Annotated in this window: 19 protein-coding genes; 11 read left to right on the top strand and 8 right to left on the bottom strand. The window is 68.4% G+C overall.

The features are described from left to right. Positions 1 to 65: 65 nt before the first annotated feature. A complete protein-coding gene (locus tag ABQJ54_RS14485; RefSeq protein ID WP_367855023.1) occupies positions 66 to 1,268 on the bottom strand; it encodes an amino acid deaminase in 1,203 nt (400 codons plus the stop codon). 10 nt (positions 1,269 to 1,278) lie between these two features. Then, positions 1,279 to 2,322, bottom strand: coding sequence for a dihydroorotase (gene pyrC, locus ABQJ54_RS14480; RefSeq protein WP_367855022.1), 1,044 nt, complete (start codon positions 2,320 to 2,322; stop codon positions 1,279 to 1,281). 171 nt (positions 2,323 to 2,493) lie between these two features. Here pyrC and ABQJ54_RS14475 point away from each other — a divergent pair, with 171 nt between their 5' ends. The 7 genes from ABQJ54_RS14475 to ABQJ54_RS14445 all read left to right on the top strand — a co-directional run bounded on the left by ABQJ54_RS14475 (position 2,494) and on the right by ABQJ54_RS14445 (position 8,506). Next, entirely contained in the window at positions 2,494 to 3,090 is a 597-nt protein-coding gene (locus tag ABQJ54_RS14475; protein WP_367855021.1) for a 2'-5' RNA ligase family protein, read from the top strand. A 121-nt stretch (positions 3,091 to 3,211) separates the two neighbouring features. Continuing rightward, positions 3,212 to 4,786 (top strand): M20/M25/M40 family metallo-hydrolase, encoded by a 1,575-nt coding sequence (locus tag ABQJ54_RS14470; RefSeq protein ID WP_367855354.1) that lies wholly within the window; start codon positions 3,212 to 3,214, stop codon positions 4,784 to 4,786. Positions 4,787 to 4,964: 178 nt separating this feature from the next. After that, positions 4,965 to 5,429 carry a helix-turn-helix transcriptional regulator gene (locus tag ABQJ54_RS14465; protein ID WP_367855020.1) on the top strand — a complete coding sequence of 155 codons (465 nt, stop codon included), beginning with the start codon at positions 4,965 to 4,967 and terminating at the stop codon, positions 5,427 to 5,429. Between the two features lie 29 nt (positions 5,430 to 5,458). Then, entirely contained in the window at positions 5,459 to 5,869 is a 411-nt protein-coding gene (locus ABQJ54_RS14460) for a VOC family protein (protein WP_367855019.1), read from the top strand. Positions 5,870 to 5,886: 17 nt separating this feature from the next. After that, positions 5,887 to 6,300: a tRNA (N6-threonylcarbamoyladenosine(37)-N6)-methyltransferase TrmO gene (gene tsaA / locus ABQJ54_RS14455; protein ID WP_367855018.1), complete on the top strand. Its 414-nt coding sequence runs from the start codon at positions 5,887 to 5,889 to the stop codon at positions 6,298 to 6,300. A gap of 33 nt (positions 6,301 to 6,333) precedes the next feature. Next, positions 6,334 to 6,813 carry an iron chaperone gene (locus ABQJ54_RS14450; RefSeq protein WP_367855017.1) on the top strand — a complete coding sequence of 160 codons (480 nt, stop codon included), beginning with the start codon at positions 6,334 to 6,336 and terminating at the stop codon, positions 6,811 to 6,813. Between the two features lie 193 nt (positions 6,814 to 7,006). Next, positions 7,007 to 8,506, top strand: a complete 1,500-nt coding sequence (locus tag ABQJ54_RS14445) for a carboxylesterase/lipase family protein (RefSeq protein WP_367855016.1) — start codon at positions 7,007 to 7,009, stop codon at positions 8,504 to 8,506. A gap of 48 nt (positions 8,507 to 8,554) precedes the next feature. Here the strand turns inward: ABQJ54_RS14445 and ABQJ54_RS14440 are convergent, their stop codons facing one another. The 3 genes from ABQJ54_RS14440 to ABQJ54_RS14430 all read right to left on the bottom strand — a co-directional run bounded on the left by ABQJ54_RS14440 (position 8,555) and on the right by ABQJ54_RS14430 (position 10,453). Continuing rightward, positions 8,555 to 8,917 (bottom strand): hypothetical protein, encoded by a 363-nt coding sequence (locus tag ABQJ54_RS14440; RefSeq protein ID WP_367855015.1) that lies wholly within the window; start codon positions 8,915 to 8,917, stop codon positions 8,555 to 8,557. Then, positions 8,914 to 9,438 carry a bactofilin family protein gene (locus ABQJ54_RS14435; protein ID WP_437343363.1) on the bottom strand — a complete coding sequence of 175 codons (525 nt, stop codon included), beginning with the start codon at positions 9,436 to 9,438 and terminating at the stop codon, positions 8,914 to 8,916. The genes ABQJ54_RS14440 and ABQJ54_RS14435 overlap by 4 nt, the downstream gene beginning before the upstream one ends. Positions 9,439 to 9,610: 172 nt before the next feature. Then, positions 9,611 to 10,453 (bottom strand): class I SAM-dependent methyltransferase, encoded by an 843-nt coding sequence (locus ABQJ54_RS14430; protein WP_367855013.1) that lies wholly within the window; start codon positions 10,451 to 10,453, stop codon positions 9,611 to 9,613. Between the two features lie 332 nt (positions 10,454 to 10,785). Between ABQJ54_RS14430 and ABQJ54_RS14425 the strand changes: the two genes are divergently transcribed. From ABQJ54_RS14425 to ABQJ54_RS14415, 3 genes are all read left to right on the top strand, one after another. Continuing rightward, complete coding sequence (locus ABQJ54_RS14425) at positions 10,786 to 11,160, top strand: hypothetical protein (protein ID WP_367855012.1); 375 nt, start codon at positions 10,786 to 10,788, stop codon at positions 11,158 to 11,160. A 79-nt stretch (positions 11,161 to 11,239) separates the two neighbouring features. After that, positions 11,240 to 11,782 carry an Ivy family c-type lysozyme inhibitor gene (locus ABQJ54_RS14420; RefSeq protein WP_367855011.1) on the top strand — a complete coding sequence of 181 codons (543 nt, stop codon included), beginning with the start codon at positions 11,240 to 11,242 and terminating at the stop codon, positions 11,780 to 11,782. 94 nt (positions 11,783 to 11,876) lie between these two features. Beyond that, on the top strand, positions 11,877 to 12,434 hold the full coding sequence (locus ABQJ54_RS14415; protein WP_367855010.1) for an NADPH-dependent FMN reductase: 558 nt from the start codon (positions 11,877 to 11,879) through the stop codon (positions 12,432 to 12,434). A gap of 127 nt (positions 12,435 to 12,561) precedes the next feature. Here ABQJ54_RS14415 and ppk1 read toward each other — a convergent pair whose 3' ends face one another. Next, positions 12,562 to 14,706 carry a polyphosphate kinase 1 gene (ppk1, locus tag ABQJ54_RS14410; RefSeq protein WP_367855009.1) on the bottom strand — a complete coding sequence of 715 codons (2,145 nt, stop codon included), beginning with the start codon at positions 14,704 to 14,706 and terminating at the stop codon, positions 12,562 to 12,564. 134 nt (positions 14,707 to 14,840) lie between these two features. After that, positions 14,841 to 15,635, bottom strand: a complete 795-nt coding sequence (locus tag ABQJ54_RS14405; protein ID WP_367855008.1) for an AraC family transcriptional regulator — start codon at positions 15,633 to 15,635, stop codon at positions 14,841 to 14,843. A gap of 301 nt (positions 15,636 to 15,936) precedes the next feature. Between ABQJ54_RS14405 and ABQJ54_RS14400 the strand changes: the two genes are divergently transcribed. Further along, positions 15,937 to 17,178, top strand: coding sequence for an MFS transporter (locus tag ABQJ54_RS14400; protein ID WP_367855007.1), 1,242 nt, complete (start codon positions 15,937 to 15,939; stop codon positions 17,176 to 17,178). A gap of 99 nt (positions 17,179 to 17,277) precedes the next feature. On the opposite strand, the gene poxB is transcribed toward ABQJ54_RS14400, so the two are convergent. After that, the gene (gene poxB / locus ABQJ54_RS14395; RefSeq protein ID WP_367855006.1) at positions 17,278 to 19,008 is read right to left on the bottom strand and encodes a ubiquinone-dependent pyruvate dehydrogenase; all 1,731 of its coding nucleotides are present in this window, start codon (positions 19,006 to 19,008) and stop codon (positions 17,278 to 17,280) included. Between the last annotated feature and the right edge of the window lie 275 nt (positions 19,009 to 19,283).

The raw sequence follows: 19,283 nt of genomic DNA, 5'->3' as shown, positions 1-19,283 counted from the left end.
CCGTTTTGCCTGCCAGGGCGCAAGCATGCGCACAGGGGACGCGGGATGACAAGCGAGGCGTGTCTTCAGAAAAACGTCGGCATTGTTTCCAGCACCCGGAGCCCGTCATCGACGCGCAGCACTTGCCGCCACTTGTCGAACGTCAGGCAGGGGTGGGACGCGCCGAACGAAACGATGTCGCCGATGCGGAGATCGGCGTCTTCGGGGATCACCAGCATGGTGTGCTGATCCATCACCTTGCGGACCGTGCAATGCCGGAGCGGATGCGCAGGCTCGCCGGGGCGGTGCCGCTGCAGCGGGATCGGCAGGTCGGGGTCGCAGGAAATGTCGCGCTTGCCCATCGCGACGACCGCCAGGCCGGGCTCGGGCAGCGATTGCACGTGGGCGAACACGGCCAGCGCCGGTTGCAGGTTGCCTTCGAGTTCCGGATGGCGTGCCTTTACCTCGGCCAGCGCGTCGCGGTACGAGCGATGGTCGTGTACGACGTAGCAGCCGGGCCGCAGGACCGGCGTGCAGTGCTCGCGCAGTTCCGCCTGGTCGAATGCTTCGGCGATCAGGTCGAACCATTGCGAACCCGCCGCGGTGACGATCGGTTTGCGATCGGCAAACGCGCCTGCATCCATCAGCCGGCGCAGGGTGGCGACGAGTTGCCTGGCGTAGGCGCGGACGCGGTCGACGGCATGCTCGCCGCCGATCAATCCCTCGTAGCCCTCGATGCCGCAGAGCGCGACGGCCGGTGCGGCCGCGATGGCGTCGACCAGCGCCGCGAGCGCGGATTCGTCACGCACGCCGCAACGGCCGCCAGGCACGCCGAGTTCGATCAGCACGTTCAAGGTCAGGTCGCGTGCCCCGAAGAACCGGTCCAGCGCCTCGACGTTGGCCACGCTGTCGACCACGCAGCAGTAGTCCGCGCCGCGTTCGATCAGGCCCGCGACGATCGCCATGTTGGGTGCGCCGACGAGCTGGTTCGCCATCAGCAGGCGCGTGGCGCCGTGTTCGAAGGCGACGGCGCATTGCGTGGCGGTGGCCAGCGTGACGCCCCAGGCGCCGGCGTCGAGCTGGCGACGGAACAGCGCGGGCGTCATCGTGGTCTTGCCGTGCGGCGCGAGTTGCGCGCCGTGGCCGTCGGCGAAGCGCTGCATCCAGGCGATGTTGTTGGCCAGTTCCGCGTCGAAGATCACCGCGGCCGGCAGGCTCACGTCTTCGAGCAGCGATGGGCCGGTGATGGGGTTGCCTTTTTCGAGGTGTCGCGCAGAGAGGGTCATCATGGGATCCGGATCAGCATCGGGCGATCGACCACGCCACGGACTGCCCCGCGCGGAACGGCACGCACTGGCTTGCACCGAAGGGCAAGGCATCGGGCACCGTCCACGGCTTGCGCTCCAGCACGATGCTGTCGGTGTTGCGCGGCAGCCCGTAGAAGTCGGGGCCGTGGAAGCCGGCGAAGGCTTCGAGCCGGTCGAGCCTGCCGGCCTGTTCGAACGCTTCGGCATACAGCTCGATGGCGGCGTGTGCGGTGTAGATGCCGGCGCAGCCGCAGGCGGCTTCCTTGGCTTCCTGTGCGTGCGGCGCGCTGTCGGTGCCGAGAAAGAAATGCGTGTCGCCGCTGGTGGCGGCTTCCACCAGGGCGGTGCGATGCGTCTCGCGCTTCAGCACCGGCAGGCAGTAATGGTGCGGGCGGATGCCGCCTTCGAAGATCGCGTTGCGGTTGAGCAACAGATGATGCGCGGTGATGGTGGCGCCCACGTGCGTCGGCGCCGCACGCACGAACTCCACCGCGGCGCGCGTGGTGATGTGTTCCAGCACCATGCGCAATTTCGGGAAACGCTCGCGCAGCGGCAGCAGCTGGCGGTCGATGAACACCTGCTCGCGGTCGAAGATGTCCACGGCGGGATCGGTGACTTCGCCGTGCATCAGCAGCGGCAGGCCGTGCTGCTCCATCGCTTCGAGCACGCCCTGCACGTTCGCCAGGTCGCGCACGCCGGCCTGCGAGTTGGTGGTGGCGCCGGCGGGGTAGTACTTCACCGCATGCACGATGCCGCTGGCCTTGGCGCGCGCGATCTCGTCCGGCGTGGTGGCCTCGGTGAGGTACAGCGTCATCAGCGGCTGGAAGCGCGTGCCCACCGGCAGCGCGGCGAGGATGCGTGCGCGGTATTCCCGTGCCTGCGCCAGCGTGGCCACCGGTGGCTTGAGGTTGGGCATCACGATGGCGCGGCCGAACTGGCGTGCGGTGTCCGCCACCACCGACCCCAGCGCCGCGCCGTCGCGCAGGTGCAGGTGCCAGTCGTCGGGGCGGGTGATTTCGAGGCGCGTGGACGACATGGTGGTGCTGCTCCGGTACACGAATCGGGGAAGGGCGGCGCGCGTGGATGCGCCGGTCGCGGCGTGGCTGCGTACCGCCGCGGCGGGGACGCCAATGGTATCGGATCGGGGCTTGTACCGGCGTTGCCGCGGGCCACGCCATGATCGGCGCGACGTGTGCGAAAGTGGCGCATGGACGATCTCTTTCCTGCATCGTTGCGGCCGGACGCCATCGGCTTCGACGCGCTTCCGCATCTGGCGCCCGTGTTCTTCGCGATCTACCCGTCGGCGGCAGACCTGCCGCGCGTGGTCACGTGGCAGCGACGCATCTGCGGACAGATCGCGCCGTCCACGATCAGCCTGCGCCCGCCCGGGTTGCTGCATGTCAGCGTCGCGCTTTGCGGCACGCCGCGACGCCAGCGGCAGTCCTTGCCGGACGCCTTGCGCGCCGCGGCCGCGCAGTTCGCCTGTCCGGCCTTCGAGCTGAGGTTGGAGGCGACGGCAGGCTTCGGCGCGGACGGACGCGCCTTCGTCGCAGTGGCGGATGCGGCCGGCACGCGTGCCGTGCACGGCTTGCGCCTGGCGCTGGCCGAGGCGCAGCAGCACGTCGGCCTCGTGGCGGCGCGCGGCATGAGCGAGGCGCACCTCACGCTCGGCTATGGCGATGCCCTGCCGGCCGGGCGCCAGCCGGTCGAACCGCTCGGCTTCCGCGTCGAGGCGGTCGAACTGGTGGCCAGCCAGGTGGGCCACTCGGAGCATGTGCACATCGATCGCTGGCCTTTGAAGTAGCGGGCAGGGCGACGATCACGGGCACACCATGACCAAAGGCCCATGAGCGCGGCGGAGCGGGACGCTAGATTCGAAATTTCTTGCGTATAATCGCTCGGGGGTAACCGTGATCAAGCGTTGCATGTGGGTGTTGTGCCTGGGTTTCAGCAGCATGGCCCTGGCCCAGGAGCCGGTGGACCTGGACATGGCCGGCCGCATCCGCCAGGAGGCCTTCCACCACTCGCAGGTGATGGACATCCTCGGCCATCTCACCGAGGACATCGGTCCGCGCCTCACCAATTCCCCGCAGATGGCCCAGGCGAACGCCTGGACGCAGGAGAAGTTCAAGGGCTGGGGACTGGCCAACGTGCATGACGAGGCCTTCGACGATTTCGGCCGCGGCTGGGAGTTCAGCGAGGCCAACGTGGAAATGCTCGCGCCCCGCACGGCGCCACTGTACGCGCTGCCCAAGGCGTGGACGCCCGGCACCAACGGCCCGGTCGAGGGCGAGGTGATGCGCGTCAGCATCAAGACCCGCAAGGACCTGGACCAGTACAAGGGCAAGCTCAAGGGCAGGATCCTGCTGCTGGACGATGCGCGTGCGTACAAGCCCGGCACCGAGGCCGACTGGCAGCGCTATGACGACGCCGGCCTCGCCGAGCTGCAGGGCTTCACCCTGCCCAAGGGGCCGAGCCGCGACCGCGCCGCCCTGCTCAAGCGCTATGCGGAACGGCAGGAACTGGCGCGCGCGACCAACGAGTTCTTCGTCGCCGAGGGCGTGCTGGCCACGATAGCCATCAGCGGCTGGGACAACGGCATCATCCGCGTGGGCGGCGGCGGTTCGCGCCGGGCCGGCGAGTCCGTGGGCGTGCCGGAGCTGGCCATGATGGCCGAGCATTACAACCCGCTGGTGCGCGCGCTGGAGCGCAAGGAGACGGTGAAGCTGCGCGTGGACGTCAAGGCGCGCTTCACCGACGACAGCAACCGGCCCGGCTACAACACCATCGCCGAGATTCCCGGCAGCGGCGGCAAGGCGAACGAGATCGTGATGCTGGGCGCGCACATGGATTCCTGGCACACCGGCACCGGCGCTTCCGACAACGGCGCCGGCGTGGCGGTGATGATGGAGGCCATGCGCATCCTGAAGGCGGTGGGCGCGAAGCCGAAGCGCACCATCCGCGTGGGGCTGTGGAGCGGCGAGGAGCAGGGCCTGATCGGCTCGCGTGCCTACGTGGCCAAGCATTTCGCGTCCTACCCGGAGCCCACCGACCCCGCGCAGAAGGCACTGCCGGCCTTCCTGCGCGAGCCCACCGGTACGCTGCAGAAGCAGCCCGGTTACGAGCGCTTCGCGGCCTACTTCAACATGGACAACGGCTCGGGCCGCTTCCGCGGCATCTACGCGCAGGAGAACACCGCGGCGATGCCGATCTTCAAGGCCTGGCTGGAGCCGTTCCACGACGTGGGCGCCACCACCGTGACCAGCCGCGACACCGGCAGCACCGACCATGTGTCCTTCGACGCCGTGGGTCTGCCCGGCTTCCAGTTCATCCAGGACAAGCTGGACTACTCCACGAACGTCCACCACAGCAACCTGGACACGTTGGACCACGCTTCCGCGGACGACCTGAAGCAGGCCGCCGCGATCGTCGCCTTCTTCGCCTGGCAGGCCGCGCAGCGCGAGGAAAAGCTGCCGCGCAAGCCGCTGGCGCAGGACTGACGTGATTCCTCCCCTCTCCCTGCGGGAGAGGGGTTGGGGAGAGGGTTCGGGCGGAGCGTGCCGGTTCCGGCAAGTCCCGTACCCTCATCCGGCGCTGCGCGCCACCTTACTCCCGATGGGAGAAGGTGATGAATCCCGCCGCTTGAGACCCGTCACCTGGCGTGGGACGATCCTGTCGATGAGCAGCAAGCCCGCCCCGGCAACGCATCTGCGCGACCTTGCCCGGCTGCGCCGCGTGCGCGACCGCATCGACCGCGAATACGCGCAGCCGCTGGACGTCGAGTCCCTGGCGCACGCCATCGGCATGTCGGCCGGGCATCTCAGCCGCCAGTTCAAGTTCGCTTTCGGTGAGTCGCCCTACAGCTATCTGATGACGCGTCGCATCGAGCGCGCGATGGCCTTGCTGCGTCGCGGCGACCTCAGCGTCACCGAGGTCTGCATGACGGTGGGTTGCGCCTCGCTGGGCACTTTCAGTACCCGCTTCACCGAACTGGTCGGCATGTCGCCCGGCGTCTACCGGCGCGAGGCGGCGCGCACGACGGCGGGGTTGCCGTCCTGCATCGCGCGGCAGGTGACGCGACCGATCAGGATGCGACCGATCAGGAATGGAGAAGCGCCGGCCACCGAACCCGACCTAGCATGACGGCTCCCTCCCCACCGGATACCGCAGCCATGGACATCAACATCCACGCCAGCTTCCTCCCGCACAGCGATCCGGACGCCTCGCTGGCGTTCTACCGCGACACCCTCGGCTTCGAGGTGCGCAACGACGTCGGCTACAACGGCATGCGCTGGATCACGGTCGGCCCCGCCGACCAGCCCGGCACCGCCATCGTGCTGTATCCGCCGGTCGCCAGCCCCGGCGTCACCGACGACGAGAAGCGCACCATCGCCGAGATGATGGCCAAGGGCACCTTCGCGACCATGCTGCTGGCCACCAGGGATCTCGATGCCGCGTTCGAGAAGATCCAGGCCAGTGGCGCCGAGATCGTCGAGGAGCCGACCATGCAGCCGTACGGCGTGCGCGACTGCGCCATCCGCGACCCCGCCGGCAACCTGCTGCGCGTGCAGGAACGGCGCTGAGCCGTGGACAGACAGTGATGAGCGAGCCCATCGTCCTGCAGGTGATTGGCCGGATCCGTTCCGACCTCGACGCAGTGGCCGTAGCCCCGCACCAGGGTGACGAGGGCGCGCCGGATGCGTGGCTGGTGCTGGAGGCCGAGTATGCGAACGCATTGTCCGGCGTGGTTGCCGGAGACAGCCTGGTCGTGCTGACCTGGTTGCACCAGGCTCGGCGTGACATGCTCCAGGTCCAGCCTCGCGGCGACCCGCACGCGGCATGGGCCGGCGTGTTCAGAACGCGTTCGCCCCATCGGCCCAACCCGATCGGCATCCATTCGGTACGCGTCCATGCCGTGGAAGGCATGCGGTTGCGGATAGGTCCGATCGAGGCGATCGACGGCACGCCGGTGCTGGATATCAAGGTGGAGCTCGGCCCCGTGGGCGAGCGATGAGCAGACATAACCAGACGTCGGGTGAGGAATTCCATGGAACAGACTTCGAAGAAGGGCGTGCGCAAGCCCGCCGGGCGCGCCGCCGACAAGGCATCCGCAGGATTCAGCGCCGAGGAAAAGGCGGCGATGAAGGCTTATGCCAAGGAGTTGAAAGCGCAGGCGCGCGCGGACAGGACCAGGGAAGACGGCGAACGCGAGGTGCTGGCGGCGATCGCCGCGATGCCGGAGGCCGATCGCGTCCTGGCCGCGCGGGTGCATGCCCTCGTCAAGGCACATGCGCCGGCGCTGGTGCCGAAGACCTGGTACGGCATGCCGGCGTATGCCCTGGACGACAAGGTCGTCTGTTTCTTCAAGGACGCGCAGAAGTTCAAGGACAGGTATGCCACTCTCGGTTTCAACGACAAGGCCAGGCTCGACGACGGTGCCATGTGGCCGACCGCATTCGCGCTCAAGACCATGAATGCCGAGGTGGAGAAGCGCATCGCCGCGCTGCTGAAGAAGGCGCTGGGCTGAGCGGTCCGTTCCCGACCGGCGTGCGGGCGGCGGGAGGTTTCCCGCTCGCCCGGCGATCTCCTTAAGATGGGGCTTTGTTCCCCGATCAAGGCAGCCCGCCATGCGCAAGGCTCTTCCGTGTTCGTGTCGCACCCTTCTGGTGCTGGCGCTCACCCTGCCTGCTTCATGGGCTGCGGCTGCGGATTCAGCGCCCATGGCGCATGTCGACACCGGCATCCTGTCGGGTACACGTGATGCCGCGACCGGCCTGGACGAGTTCAGGGGCATTCCGTATGCCGCGCCGCCGATCGGCGCCTTGCGCTGGAAGCCGCCGCAGCCGGTGGCCGCGTGGAGCGGCGTGCGCGCGGCCGACCGCTTCGGTCCGCGCTGCATGCAGCGCCCGCTGTACGGCGACATGGTGTTCCGCTCCAACGGCATGAGCGAGGACTGCCTTTACCTCAACGTGTGGACGCCGGCGCACCGCCAGGCCGGCAAGCTGCCGGTGCTGGTGTATTTCTATGGCGGCAGCCTGCTGGCCGGTGATGGTTCGGAATTGCGCTACGACGGTGCGAGCCTTGCGCAGCGCGGCATCGTGACCGTCACGGTGAACTTCCGCCTCGATGTGTTCGGCCTGCTCGCCTTGCCCGCACTGGCGGCCGAGTCGCCGCGGCACGCCACCGGCAACTACAGCCTGATGGACATGACGGCGGCGCTGCATTGGGTGCGCGACAACATCGCCGCGTTCGGCGGCGATCCGTCGCAGATCACCATCGGCGGCGAGTCGGCGGGCTCGATGGCGGTGTCGGCGCTGATGGCCTCGCCGATGTCCAGGGGCTTGATGCAACGCGCGATCGGCGAAAGCGGCGCGGTGCTCGGCAACCTCAAGCCGATGCCGCTGGCCGAAGCCGAGCAGAAGGGCGAGGCCTTCATGCACAAGGTGGGGGCGCACTCGCTGGCGGACCTGCGCGCGATGCCGGCGGAGGTGCTGATGAAGGCGCTCGGGACCACGGACAGTGGCGGCTTCGACATGACCATCGATGGTGCCGTGCTGCCGCGCTCGCCGGAGGCGATCTATGCGGCCGGCGCGCAGGCACACATTCCCTTGCTGGTCGGCTCGAACTCGCAGGAAGGCTACTGGAAGGGCCTGCTCGACAAGCAGGCGCCCACGCCGGCGAACTATCGTGCCGCGGTGCAGCGGCAATTTGGCGCGAGCGCCGACGAAGCGTTGCACCTGTATCCGGGCAGTACGGAAGCCGAGGTCAAGGCATCCGGCACCGCGCTGGAAGGCGACCAGTTCATCGCCTTCTCCACCTGGCGCTGGATGGACTGGCAGCACAAGACCGGCAACGCGCCAGTGTATTACTACTACTTCGACCAGCCGCGCCCGGCGAAGCGCGACGGCAGTGCCGGTCCGGGTACCGGTGCCGTGCACAGCGGCGAGATCGAATACGCGCTGGGCAACCTCGCTGGCAACCGGGTCTATGCATGGACCGCCACCGACCGGCGCGTCTCCGCCGAGATGGAAGGCTACTGGGCCAACTTCATCAAGACCGGCAACCCCAACGGGGCCGGCCTGCCGCATTGGCCTGCCGTCACGGACCAGGACGGCGGCCTGCTGCGCCAGGTGATCGGTGCGGATACGCACACCCGCATCGACCGCAACGCGGCGCGTTACGAGTTCCTGCAGCGCTTCGAGCCCGACGCGCACCTCTGATGGCCTGGTCTCTCCCCGGGTAAAAGGTCGGGCGTCGAGCGCGGTGGGTCAGTAGGGTCGCGTGCGCTTGTTGCCCGCGATGGCGGCCTGCATCTCGACGCTCAGGGTGAAGGTGCGCTGTTCATCCGGCTGCATGGCGCCGACGCCCACCAGCTTGCGCGCGATCTCCTCGCCGCGTTCGTTGCGGATGGTCAGCACCATCGAGTATTCCCACGCGCCGCTGTCGGGATTGCGGAAGCTGCCTTCCACGCGCAGCGGCACGGATGCCGGTGCCGCGGCCGCGGCGCCCGGCTCGCTGAAACGCAGCTTGTGGCGGCAGGCCGGGCACACGCTCGCGCTTTCCAGGATGGTTTCCCTGCAGTGCGGGCAGCTGCGCGTCGCCCCGGCCGTGCCCGAAGGTGCGGTGGTCACGAAATCGTGCCGCCGTGCCCGTTGCTGGTACGCGCACCGTTGTCGTCCCAGCCGAACTCGACCTGGCCACGCATGCGCGAGCCGGCTGCCACGCTGAGCGACCCGGCTTTCAGGTCGCCGGTCAGCGCGCCGCTCTGCAGCAATTCCACGTGCACCGCCGATTCGATGTTGCCGGTGAGTTCGCCTGCGATGGTGACCTTCTCTGCGCGCACGCTGCCGGTCACCTTGGCGCCGGGTTCGATGGTGAGGTCTCCGCGCACGCTGATGTCGCCCTTGAAGCTGCCGGCGATGCGCACGTGGCCCGCGCCTTCGATCTTGCCCTCGATGGTGATGTCGGGCGCGATCAGCGATTCGGCCTTGGGCTTGGCTGGTACGGCCGCGGGGGCGGGGCGTGGTGCCAGTTGCACCGGCGCTGGCGCTGCCGCTTCAGGCTTGTTCTCCGGGATGTCGAGACGTGCCTGGTCCGCGGCTTCGGGCGCCGCGCTGGAGGGGGACTTCACGGGTTCTTTCCACAAGGCCATGGCAGGGCTCCAGTTCGCTCGGGGGGAAGTCGAGCGTACCCCTCGAATGAACGGGATGGAAACCGGCGCAGACAGCTGCGGTTCATCGCGCAAATGTCGGTGAATGGCTCGTCCGCGCAATGGAGCGTCGTGGTTCGCCAGTCCGCTGCGTCAGTGCCGGCGCGGAACACTCTCAGCGCCGCGTCGCCAGTACCCCGTCCAGCGCCAGTTGCGCCTTGAAGCCGGCTTCCTCCAGCCGTTTTGCCACCTCGCGCGGCACGTCGCGGCCGCTGGTGAGCTTGTTCGGGCTGCCGGTGTAGTGGAACAGGCGGCCGCCACGACGCAGCACGCGGGCAAGCTGCCGGTAGAACGCCAGCGAATACAGCTCGCCGGCGATGCCGAAGCGCGGCGGATCGTGCAGCAGCGCATCCACCGAGGCATCGGCGAGTTGCGTGATGGCCTGCGACACATCCGCGTGGACGAGCTGCAGACGCCCGCCGTGTTCCGGCGCGTCCGGGTCGGGCGACCACGGGTTCAGCGTGCGCAGCCACAGCACGTCGGGGTTCCTCTCGAAAGAGTGGATGCGCGCCGCGCCTGCATCCAGGCAGCAGGCGGCGAAGTAGCCCAGGCCGCCGCAGGTATCCAGCACCACCTTGCCGCGCGGTTCGACCAGCGCCACCTTGCGGCGTGCGTCGTCCAGCGGCGATGCCTGCGCGGTGGGCAGCATCTTGATGCCGTCGATCTCGAACGTGGGCACGTCCCATTCGGTGGGCACCAGCTTGATCAGCGAGCCGGAGAAGTGCGCCGCCGGCGCGAACGCCTCGCCATCCCAGTAGTGGATGCTGCGATCCTTCGGTACGGACGGCCAGGGATAGCTTGCGTCGCGCCATTGCCAGGCGTCCGCCTGCAACTGCGCGGCGCCGGTGGAGCGGCCCAGGTCCAGCGAGCCCGTCCACCCGGCGGCGCCGGCATCGCGCGCGGCGAGCAGCGCAGCGACGGTGGGGCGGGTGAGCAGCGGGCCGGTGTAGTGCGACACGGTGAACGATCCATTCGGACGGCCGGACATCGTAACCCACGGGCACCGGCGGCACGGCGTGAGCCGGCGCCCGTTGCCTTCGACGCCGCGTTGCGGCGTGCCGATCGCGGGCGACCTCGATCGCCACGCGCTGGCAGCGCCCATGATCCAGTCCGGACGTCGGGCCGCAGGCAAGGGGGGGGCAACGCGCCCTTGCCCATTGCTGCCGCATGCCCTGGCGTGTCTTTGCCCTTTCCTCACGAACGTCGCGCCATAGTTGGCGGACCGTGGCCCATGCCGCGTCATCCGGGAGTCGTGTCATGACGAAGCGTTTTGCGTGTGGATTGCCGGCTTTGCTGCTGGCGCTCTCCCTGCCGGTTGCCGTGCAGGCGGCGGATACGAATGGTGCGGTGTCGAAGCAGGTCGCGACGGCTGGCGCGCATGCCGGCATGGCGCTGGGGGCGGCCGACCTGGCGATGGCTCATACCCATCTGCACCATGTGGTGAACTGTCTGGTCGGGACGTCGGGCAAGGGCTTCGATGCCAAGGCGGGGGATCCCTGCAAGGGCATGGGGCAGGGCGCCATCGTCGATGCGAAAGGCGATGCCACCACCGAGGCCCGTTTGCATACCGCTCTCGGGCAGGCCGAGCAGGGCCTGATGGCGACCACGCTGGATGCCACGCATGCCGATGCCAAGAAGGCCATGGATACCTTGCAGGCGAAATGATGCGCGCGCCTGCGCGTCAGCGGGTATTGCGTGCCTTGACCAGGTTGAGGTCCCGCGCCCCTGCGACAGGAGGCTCGCCATGAGGTTTTCCATGCTCGGATGCGCATTGACGGCGACGCTGGTTTGCGCGGCCTGTTCGCAAGGCTCGCAGCAGCCGGCGGCGCCGGCGCCTTCCGCATCCTCTCCTGGCATGCCGGCCACGCCGGCGCCGCCGGCTGCCGCAGCGACGATGGCTGCCAGGCCGGCCGTGGCGCCGGTCTACCTGTTCGACCTGCTGCGGCGCCCGGACTTCGTGAAGACGCTGGATGCATTGCACGGGGTGCAGGTGCTACCGGCCTGGGTGCGTACGGGGGGCACGGCGACGCCGGTGCAGACCATGCAGGTGGGTGGCAAGAGCATGCTGCTGGTGACCGCATGCAAGCCGCACGACTGCCCGACCGAGCGTGTGGCTTTGCTGTACGACGCGGGGGACCACGCGATGTGGGGACTGTTTGCGCAACGTTCGGGGAATCTGCCGCCGGCAGTCGATCCTGGTGACAGTTCGCAAGACAGGCTGACCTGGCTGGGCGAGCCGGACCCGAGCCGGCGCGAGTTGTTGCGCGATGCGCTGTACGCGCGCTGATGCCACCCGTCACGTGTGCTTGACCGTGCCGCATGTCCAATGAGCGGAATGCGCCGGGCACGCGCATCTGTCTCTTCTCCGTGGAGCACCCTGCATGAGCACGATCAAGGTAGCGGTACTGGTGGGCAGCCTGCGCAAGGCGTCGATCAACAAGCGGCTGGCGCGTGCGGTGGAACGGCTGGCGCCGAAGGAGTTCGTCTTCGAGCACGTCCGCATCGACAATCTGCCGCTGTATGACCAGGACTTCGACGCCGACTATCCGGCCGAGGCCAAACGCCTGAAGCGCGAGATCGAGGCTGCCGACGCGCTGCTGTTCGTCACGCCGGAATACAACCGTGGCGTGCCGGGAGTGCTGAAGAACGCGCTCGACGTCGCCTCGCGCCCCTGGGGCACCAACTCCTTCGCCGGCAAGCCGGGCGCGGTGATCGGGGCCTCGATCGGTGCCACCGGCAGCGCGCTGGCGCAGCAGCACTTGCGCAACTCGCTGGTCTTCGTCGACGTGGCGATGCTGGCGCAGCCCGAGGTGTTCGTGCAATTCAAGGACGACGGCCTGATCGACGCCGAAGGCCACGTCGCCAACGAGGGCACGCAGAAATTCCTGCAGGGCTTCGTCGACCGCTACGTGGAGTGGGTGCGGCGTCACCTCAAATAGCCCGCCCGGCGCCAGCGCAGGAACGGCGCATGGGAGCGGTGTAGGAGCGGCTTCAGCCGCGACGCTTCTCGGCTTTTTGAACATCCCGCCAGGGCATCGCGGCTGAAGCCGCTCCTACGCGTCGCCGCTACGCCTCTGTGCCGCAGAACTTCTCCAGCAATTGCTGCTGCGCGTCGAGCACCGCCTCGTCGGGGGCGCGCGTCACCGGCCGGTAGCTGCCGTCAGCCTGCAGTTCCGCGGAGCCGACGTTGTCGGCGAGGTAGAGCTCCAGCGCGCCGAAGATGCGCTGCTGCAGCTTCTTGCCCTCGATCGGGAACGCGCATTCCACGCGGCGGTCCAGGTTGCGTTCCATCAGGTCGGCGCTGGAGAGGTACAGACGCGGCTCGCCGTCGTTGGCGAACCAGTAGGCGCGACTGTGTTCCAGGAAGCGGCCGATCACCGAGCGCACGCGGATGTGCTCCGACACGCCGGGCACGCCCGGGCGCAGGCAGCACATGCCGCGCACGATCAGGTCGATGCGCACGCCGGCGATGCTGGCCTTGTACAGCGCGCGGATCATCTTGGGATCGGTGAGCGCATTGATCTTGATGAGGATGCGTGCGTCTCTGCCGGCCGCGGCGTTTGCCGCCTCTTGCGCGATCAGGTCGAGCAGGCCCTGCTTCAGCGTGAACGGCGCCTGCAGCAGCTTGCGCAGGCGTAGCATCTTGCCCATGCCGGTGAGCTGGCTGAACAGCTTGTGCACGTCCTCGCACAGCACTTCGTCGGAGGTGAGCAGGCTGTAATCGGTGTACAGCCGCGCGTTGCCGGTGTGGTAGTTGCCGGTGCCCAGGTGCGCGTAGCGCACCAGTTCGCTGCCTTCGCGGCGCTGGATCAGCATCAGCTTGGCGTGGGTCTTGATGCCCACCACGCCGTAGATCACCATCGCGCCGGCCTGCTGCAGGCGCGAAGCCAGGGTGAGGTTGGATTCCTCGTCGAAACGCGCGCGCAGTTCCACCACCGCGGTCACTTCCTTGCCCGCGCGCGCGGCGTCGACCAGGGCGTCGACGATTTCCGAGTCCGCGCCGGTGCGGTACAGCGTCTGCTTGATCGCCAGCACCTGCGGGTCCTTCGCGGCTTGGCGCAGCAGGTCCACCACCGGCGCGAAGGATTCGTAGGGATGCAGCAGCAGCACGTCCTGCTTCGCGATCACCGCGAACAGGTCCTCGGCATGCTTCAGCACCTTCGGCAGCGCGGGCACGAACGGCTTGTACTGCAGCGTGGGGTAGTTCACCTTGCTGGCGATGCGGAACAGCCGCGCCAGGTTCACCGGGCCGTTCACTTCGTACATCTCCGACTCGGCGAGGCCGAACTGCTTCAGCAGGTGCGCGGTGAGCGTCTTCGGGCAGTTGTCGGCCACCTCCAGCCGCACCGCGCTGCCGAAGCGGCGCGAATACAGCTCGCCGCGCAGCGCCAGCGCCAGGTCTTCCACGTCCTCGGGATCGAGCGCGAGGTCGGCGTTGCGGGTCAGCCGGAACTGGTAGCAGCCGAGCACGTTCATGCCTGGGAACAGTTCCTCGGCATGGGCGTGGATGATCGAGGACAGCAGCACGTAGCAGTCGCCGCCCTCGGTGATGTCGTCGGGCATGCGGATCAGCCGGGGCAGCACGCGCGGGGCCGGCACCACGGCGAGGCCGGAGTCGCGGCCGAACGCGTCCGTGCCGTCCAGTTGCACGATGAAGTTGAGGCTCTTGTTGACCAGCAGCGGGAACGGATGGGTGGGATCCAGCCCGATCGGCGTCACCAGCGGCGCCACCTCCTCGCGGAAGTAGCGGCGCACCCATTGTTTCTGCCGGTGCGCCCACTGGTCGCGCCGCGCGATGCGGATGCCGTGCGCGGCGAGCTCCGGCAGGATGCGTTCGTTGAGGATCGCGTACTGCCGCTCGATCTGCCTGTGCGCGATCGCGCCGATCTCGGCCAGCGTCTGGCGCGGAGCCATGCCGTCGGCGCCGAGCAGTTCGTGGTCCAGCGCGATCTGGCCCTTGAGTCCCGCCACGCGGATCTCGAAGAACTCGTCCATGTTGCGCGAGAAGATCAGCAGGAACTTCAACCGTTCCAGCAACGGCGTGCGCTCGTCCAGCGCCTGGTCCAGCACGCGGATGTTGAACTGCAGCTGCGACAGCTCGCGGTTGAGGTAAAGCCGGCGCTCGCCGAGGTCGGGCGCGGCGGCCGCGTCATTGGCCGCCGCTGCGCCCGTGGCGGCGGGCGAGGGCTTGCGGGGGGCGTGTGAACTCATCGATGCATATCCGTGGTGCGCGTGTCGCGCCGATCCATGCCGGCATGGTACCCCGGTGGTTCACGCGCTCCGTGCAGGGGCGTGGATGACACCGTGCCGTCGTTTCATGACGGAGCGATGACACCGGCCGCGGTTCAGGTTGCGGCGCTGCTGGCCTGCATCGCCAGGTAGCGGCTGGGCGGAGCGCCCAGCGTGCGGCGGAATGCGGCGCTGAACGCGCTGGCGCTGGCGTAGCCCAGTTCCATCGCTACGGTGGTGACCGCTTCGCCGCGGGCCAGCCGGGTCAGCGCGGCCAGCAGGCAGGCCTGCTGGCGCCAGGCGGCGAAGCTCATGCCGGTCTGCTGGCGGAACAGCCGGGTGAAATGGCGGCGGCTCATGCCGGCCTTGTGCGCCATCGCGTCCACGTCGATTTCCAGTGCGGGTGCGGCGAGCAGGGCGCGGCACAGCCTGCGCAGGCGCGGTTCGTCGGGCAGCGGCGTGTTCAGCGGCAGCGCGGGCATCGCGCGGATCTCGTCCAGCAGCAATGCCATCACGCGGCCGTCGCGGCCGTCCAGCGCGTACTCCAGCGGCAGATCCACCGCTTCCATCAGCAGGGCGTGCAGCAGCCGCGATACCGCGATCACCTGGCAATGCGCGGGCAGGCCCGCGGCGTCGGCGGCGTCGCGCCGCACGTACACGCTGCGGGTGGAAACCTCGCCGCTCATGTGCACCTCGTGCGGCACGCCCGGCGGGATCCACAGCGCGCGCTGCGGCGGCACCACCCAGCTGCCGCGGTCGGTCACCGCGCTGACCACGCCGGTGGAGGCGTACAGCAGCTGGCCGCGCTTGTGCGCGTGCGCGGGCAGCACGTAGCCGGCGGCGTAGTCGTTGCCGGTGGCGACGACGTCGCGGGGTGCGTTTTCGTAGGCATCGACGCGGGTGTGGCGCATGGGAGCCTGCTCAATGGTTTCCTGGTGAATCAGAGACTCCGTTCGCGCTGAGCGTAGCTTGCGCAAGCAAGCGCACGCGAGGAGCGCATCCTTGGCCGCCCCCCGCGTCGGCCCCTTGGGCCTACGCTCAGGGCGAACGGTGGAGGGCGACATGGAATCGATACTTTGCTTGTGGCCCGATTTCGACAGAATTTGACCCGGCGGCGCATGCGGGCCGTCGACCAGCGGATTATCGTGTGTGCAGCGATGGATGCAACGCAGGCCATCGCACTCCTTCCCCGCGATTTCCGATGGTTTCCCCATGCAGACCAGCGTCGATGCCGTTCCGTTGAGCCCCGTCGTTCCACCGCCGATGCCGGTAGCCGCCGCGGAGCGCACCCAGTTCACCGTGCTGGGTGCGATCAGCTTCTCGCACCTGCTCAACGACATGATCCAGTCGCTGATCCTGGCGATCTATCCGCTGCTGAAGAGCGGCTTCCATCTCAGCTTCGCCCAGGTCGGCCTGATCACGCTGACCTACCAGGTCACCGCCTCGCTGCTGCAGCCGCTGGTGGGGATGGCGACCGACCGTCGCCCGATGCCGTATTCGCTGGCCGCGGGCATGGGCTTCACCCTGGGCGGCCTGCTGCTGCTCGCCACTGCGCCGAACTTCCCGGTGCTGCTGCTGGCGGCGGCGCTGGTGGGCACCGGCTCGTCGATCTTCCACCCCGAGTCCTCGCGGGTGGCGCGCATGGCCTCGGGTGGCCGCCCGGGGCTGGCGCAGTCGCTGTTCGTGGTGGGCGGCAATTTCGGCGCCTCGCTGGGGCCGTTGCTGGCAGCGTGGATCATCGTGCCGCACGGGCGCGGGAGCGTGGCGTGGTTCGCGCTGGCGCCGCTGCTGGCGATCGCGGTGCTGGTGCAGGTGGGCCACTGGTATGCGCGGCACCACGCCAGCCGCGGCAAGTCGCGCGGCCGCCGCGCGCCGTTGCGCGAGCTGTCGCCGGGCATGGTGAAGTTCTCGCTGCTGCTGCTCGGCGTGCTGATCTTCTCCAAGTACTTCTACATCGCCAGCATCAGCAGTTATTACACCTTCTACCTGATGCACAGCTTCGGCGTGTCGGTGCAGAACGCGCAGGTGCACCTGTTCGTGTTCCTGGCCGCGGTGGCGGCGGGCGTGCTGATCGGCGGCCCGCTGGGCGACAAGGTGGGGCGCAAGTGGGTGATCCTGGGCTCGATCCTCGGCGTGGCGCCGTTCACCCTGCTGCTGCCGCACGCGAACCTGCTCTGGACCGGCGTGCTCAGCGTGGTGATCGGCCTGGTGCTGGCCTCGGCCTTCACCACCATCATCGTCTACGCGCAGGAACTGGTGCCAGGCCGCATCGGCATGATCTCCGGCGTGTTCTACGGCCTGGCCTTCGGTATGGGCGGCATCGGCGCCGCGGTGCTGGGCAAGCTGGCCGACCTCGACGGCATCGGCTACGTCTACCAGTTGTGCGCATACCTGCCGCTGATCGGCGTGTGCGCGCTGCTGCTGCCGGATATCGAGAAGCCGCACAAGGCGTGAGGCTTTATCTGTAGCCGAACCTTCGCCTCTCGTCATCCCGGCCTTCGCCGGGATGACGAGCAAGATCGGAACCCTTGGTAGGCTCAAGGGACATTGCTTTCAGCGCCGCAGGTTGCTGCGCGCCAGTTCGACCAGTTCGTCGCCGCGGCCGTTCATCACGGTGCGCAGGGCCCACAGGCTGAAGCCCTTGATCTGTTCGAGCTGGATCTTCGGCGGCATCGACAGTTCCTGCCGGTTGGTGACCACGTCGACCAGGGCGGGGCCGTCGTGCGCGAAGGCTTCGCGCACCGCAGTCTCCAGATCACCGGGATCCTCCACCCGCGCGCCGTGGATGCCGACGGCGCGCGCCATGGCGGCGAAGTCGGGGTTGTCCAGCGACACGCCGACGGGCAGGAAGCCGGCGGCCTTCATCTCCAGCTCCACGAAGCCCAGCGTGCCGTTGTTGAACACCACGATCTTCACCGGCAGCTGGTGCTGGATCAGGGTGAGCAGGTCGCCCATCAGCATCGCGAAGCCGCCATCGCCGGAAAGGCTGACGATCTGCCGTTTGGGATACGCGGTTTGCGCGCCGATCGCCTGCGGCATCGCGTTGGCCATCGAGCCGTGCACGAAGGAGCCGAGCAGGCGGCGCCTGCCGTTCATGCGCAGGTAGCGCGCGGCCCAGATCGTCGGCGTGCCCACGTCGCAGGCGAACACCGCGTCTTCGCTGGCGACCTGGTCCACCACCTTCGCCACGTATTGCGGGTGGATGGGTTTCTGGCCCGGCTTGCCGGTGGCGAGTTCGTCCAGACCCTCGCGCGCCTTGCGGTAGTTGGCGAGGCTGGCCTTGAGGTGGCCGTCGTCGCGCGCGGCCTGCAGGCGCGGCAGCAGGGCCTCGACGGTGGCGCCCACGTCGCCGACCAGGCCCAGGTCGAGCTTGCAGCGGCGGCCCAGGTTCTCCCCGCGCAGGTCGATCTGGCAGATCTTCGCGTCGTCCGGGAAGAACTGCCGGTACGGGAAATCGGTGCCGAGCAGCAGCAGGGTGTCGCAGTCCATCATCGCCTGGTAGCCGGAGCTGTAGCCAATCAGGCCGGTCATGCCAACGTCGTTGGGATTGTCCCACTCGATGTGTTCCTTGCCGCCCAGCGCATGCACCACCGGCGCCTTCAGCGTGGCGGCGAGGCGCATCACCGTGTCGTGCGCGCCGGCGCAGCCGCGGCCGCAGAACAGGGTGACCTTGCGGCCGCCGGCCAGCAGTCCGGCCAACCTGTCCAGTTGCTCTGACGACGGCACCACCACCGGTGCGGCAGGCAGCAGGCTGGCGGCATCGGCGACCGGGCCGCTGGCCTCGGCCAGCGCAACATCGCCGGGGATCACCAGCACCGACACGCCGCGTTGCGCGATCGCGGTACGCACCGCGATCTCCGCGGCGCGATGGATCTGGCTGGGGCTGCTCACCAGTTCGCAGTAGTGGCTGCATTCCTGGAACAGGTTCTGCGGATGGGTCTCCTGGAAATAGCCGCTGCCGATTTCCACCGACGGAATGTGCGCGGCGATCGCCAGCACCGGCGTGCGTGAACGCTGCGCGTCGTACAACCCGTTGATCAGGTGCAGGTTGCCGGGGCCGCAGGAGCCGGCACACACCGCCAGCTGTCCGGTGAGCTGCGATTCGGCGCCGGCGGCGAACGCGGCGGCCTCCTCGTGCCGATAGTGGAACCAGCTCATCTCCTTGCGCTGTCGCAGCGACTCGGTGATGCCGTTGAGGCTGTCGCCGACCACGCCGTGGATGCGCCGCACGCCGGCGTTGGCGAGGGTTTCGACCAGCACGTCGGCGACATTGCGGATAGCCATGGAGCGCTCCTGGAGATGGGGAGCGCCCATGCTGTCACGGGGATTCTTCGGGCGGCGTGAAGGGTGGCTTGCACGGTGCATGTCGAAGCCACCTTCATGTTCGTCCTTCAGCTGCTGCGGGTCTTTGCTTCAACAACAAACATTGGAGAAATTGAATTTGCTCGGACTCGCACGAGTGAGTCCCTCTCCCTCCGGGAGAGGGTGCCCGAAGGGCGGGAGAGGGTTCGGGCGAAGCGCGTTGCCGGTGACTTGCGCAAGACGCCAGCACCGCGCTT

This window comes from Rhodanobacter lycopersici (genome assembly GCF_040812335.1).
GTDB classification, from domain to species: domain Bacteria; phylum Pseudomonadota; class Gammaproteobacteria; order Xanthomonadales; family Rhodanobacteraceae; genus Rhodanobacter_A; species Rhodanobacter_A lycopersici.
This window is presented reverse-complemented; position numbering and strand designations above follow the sequence as displayed.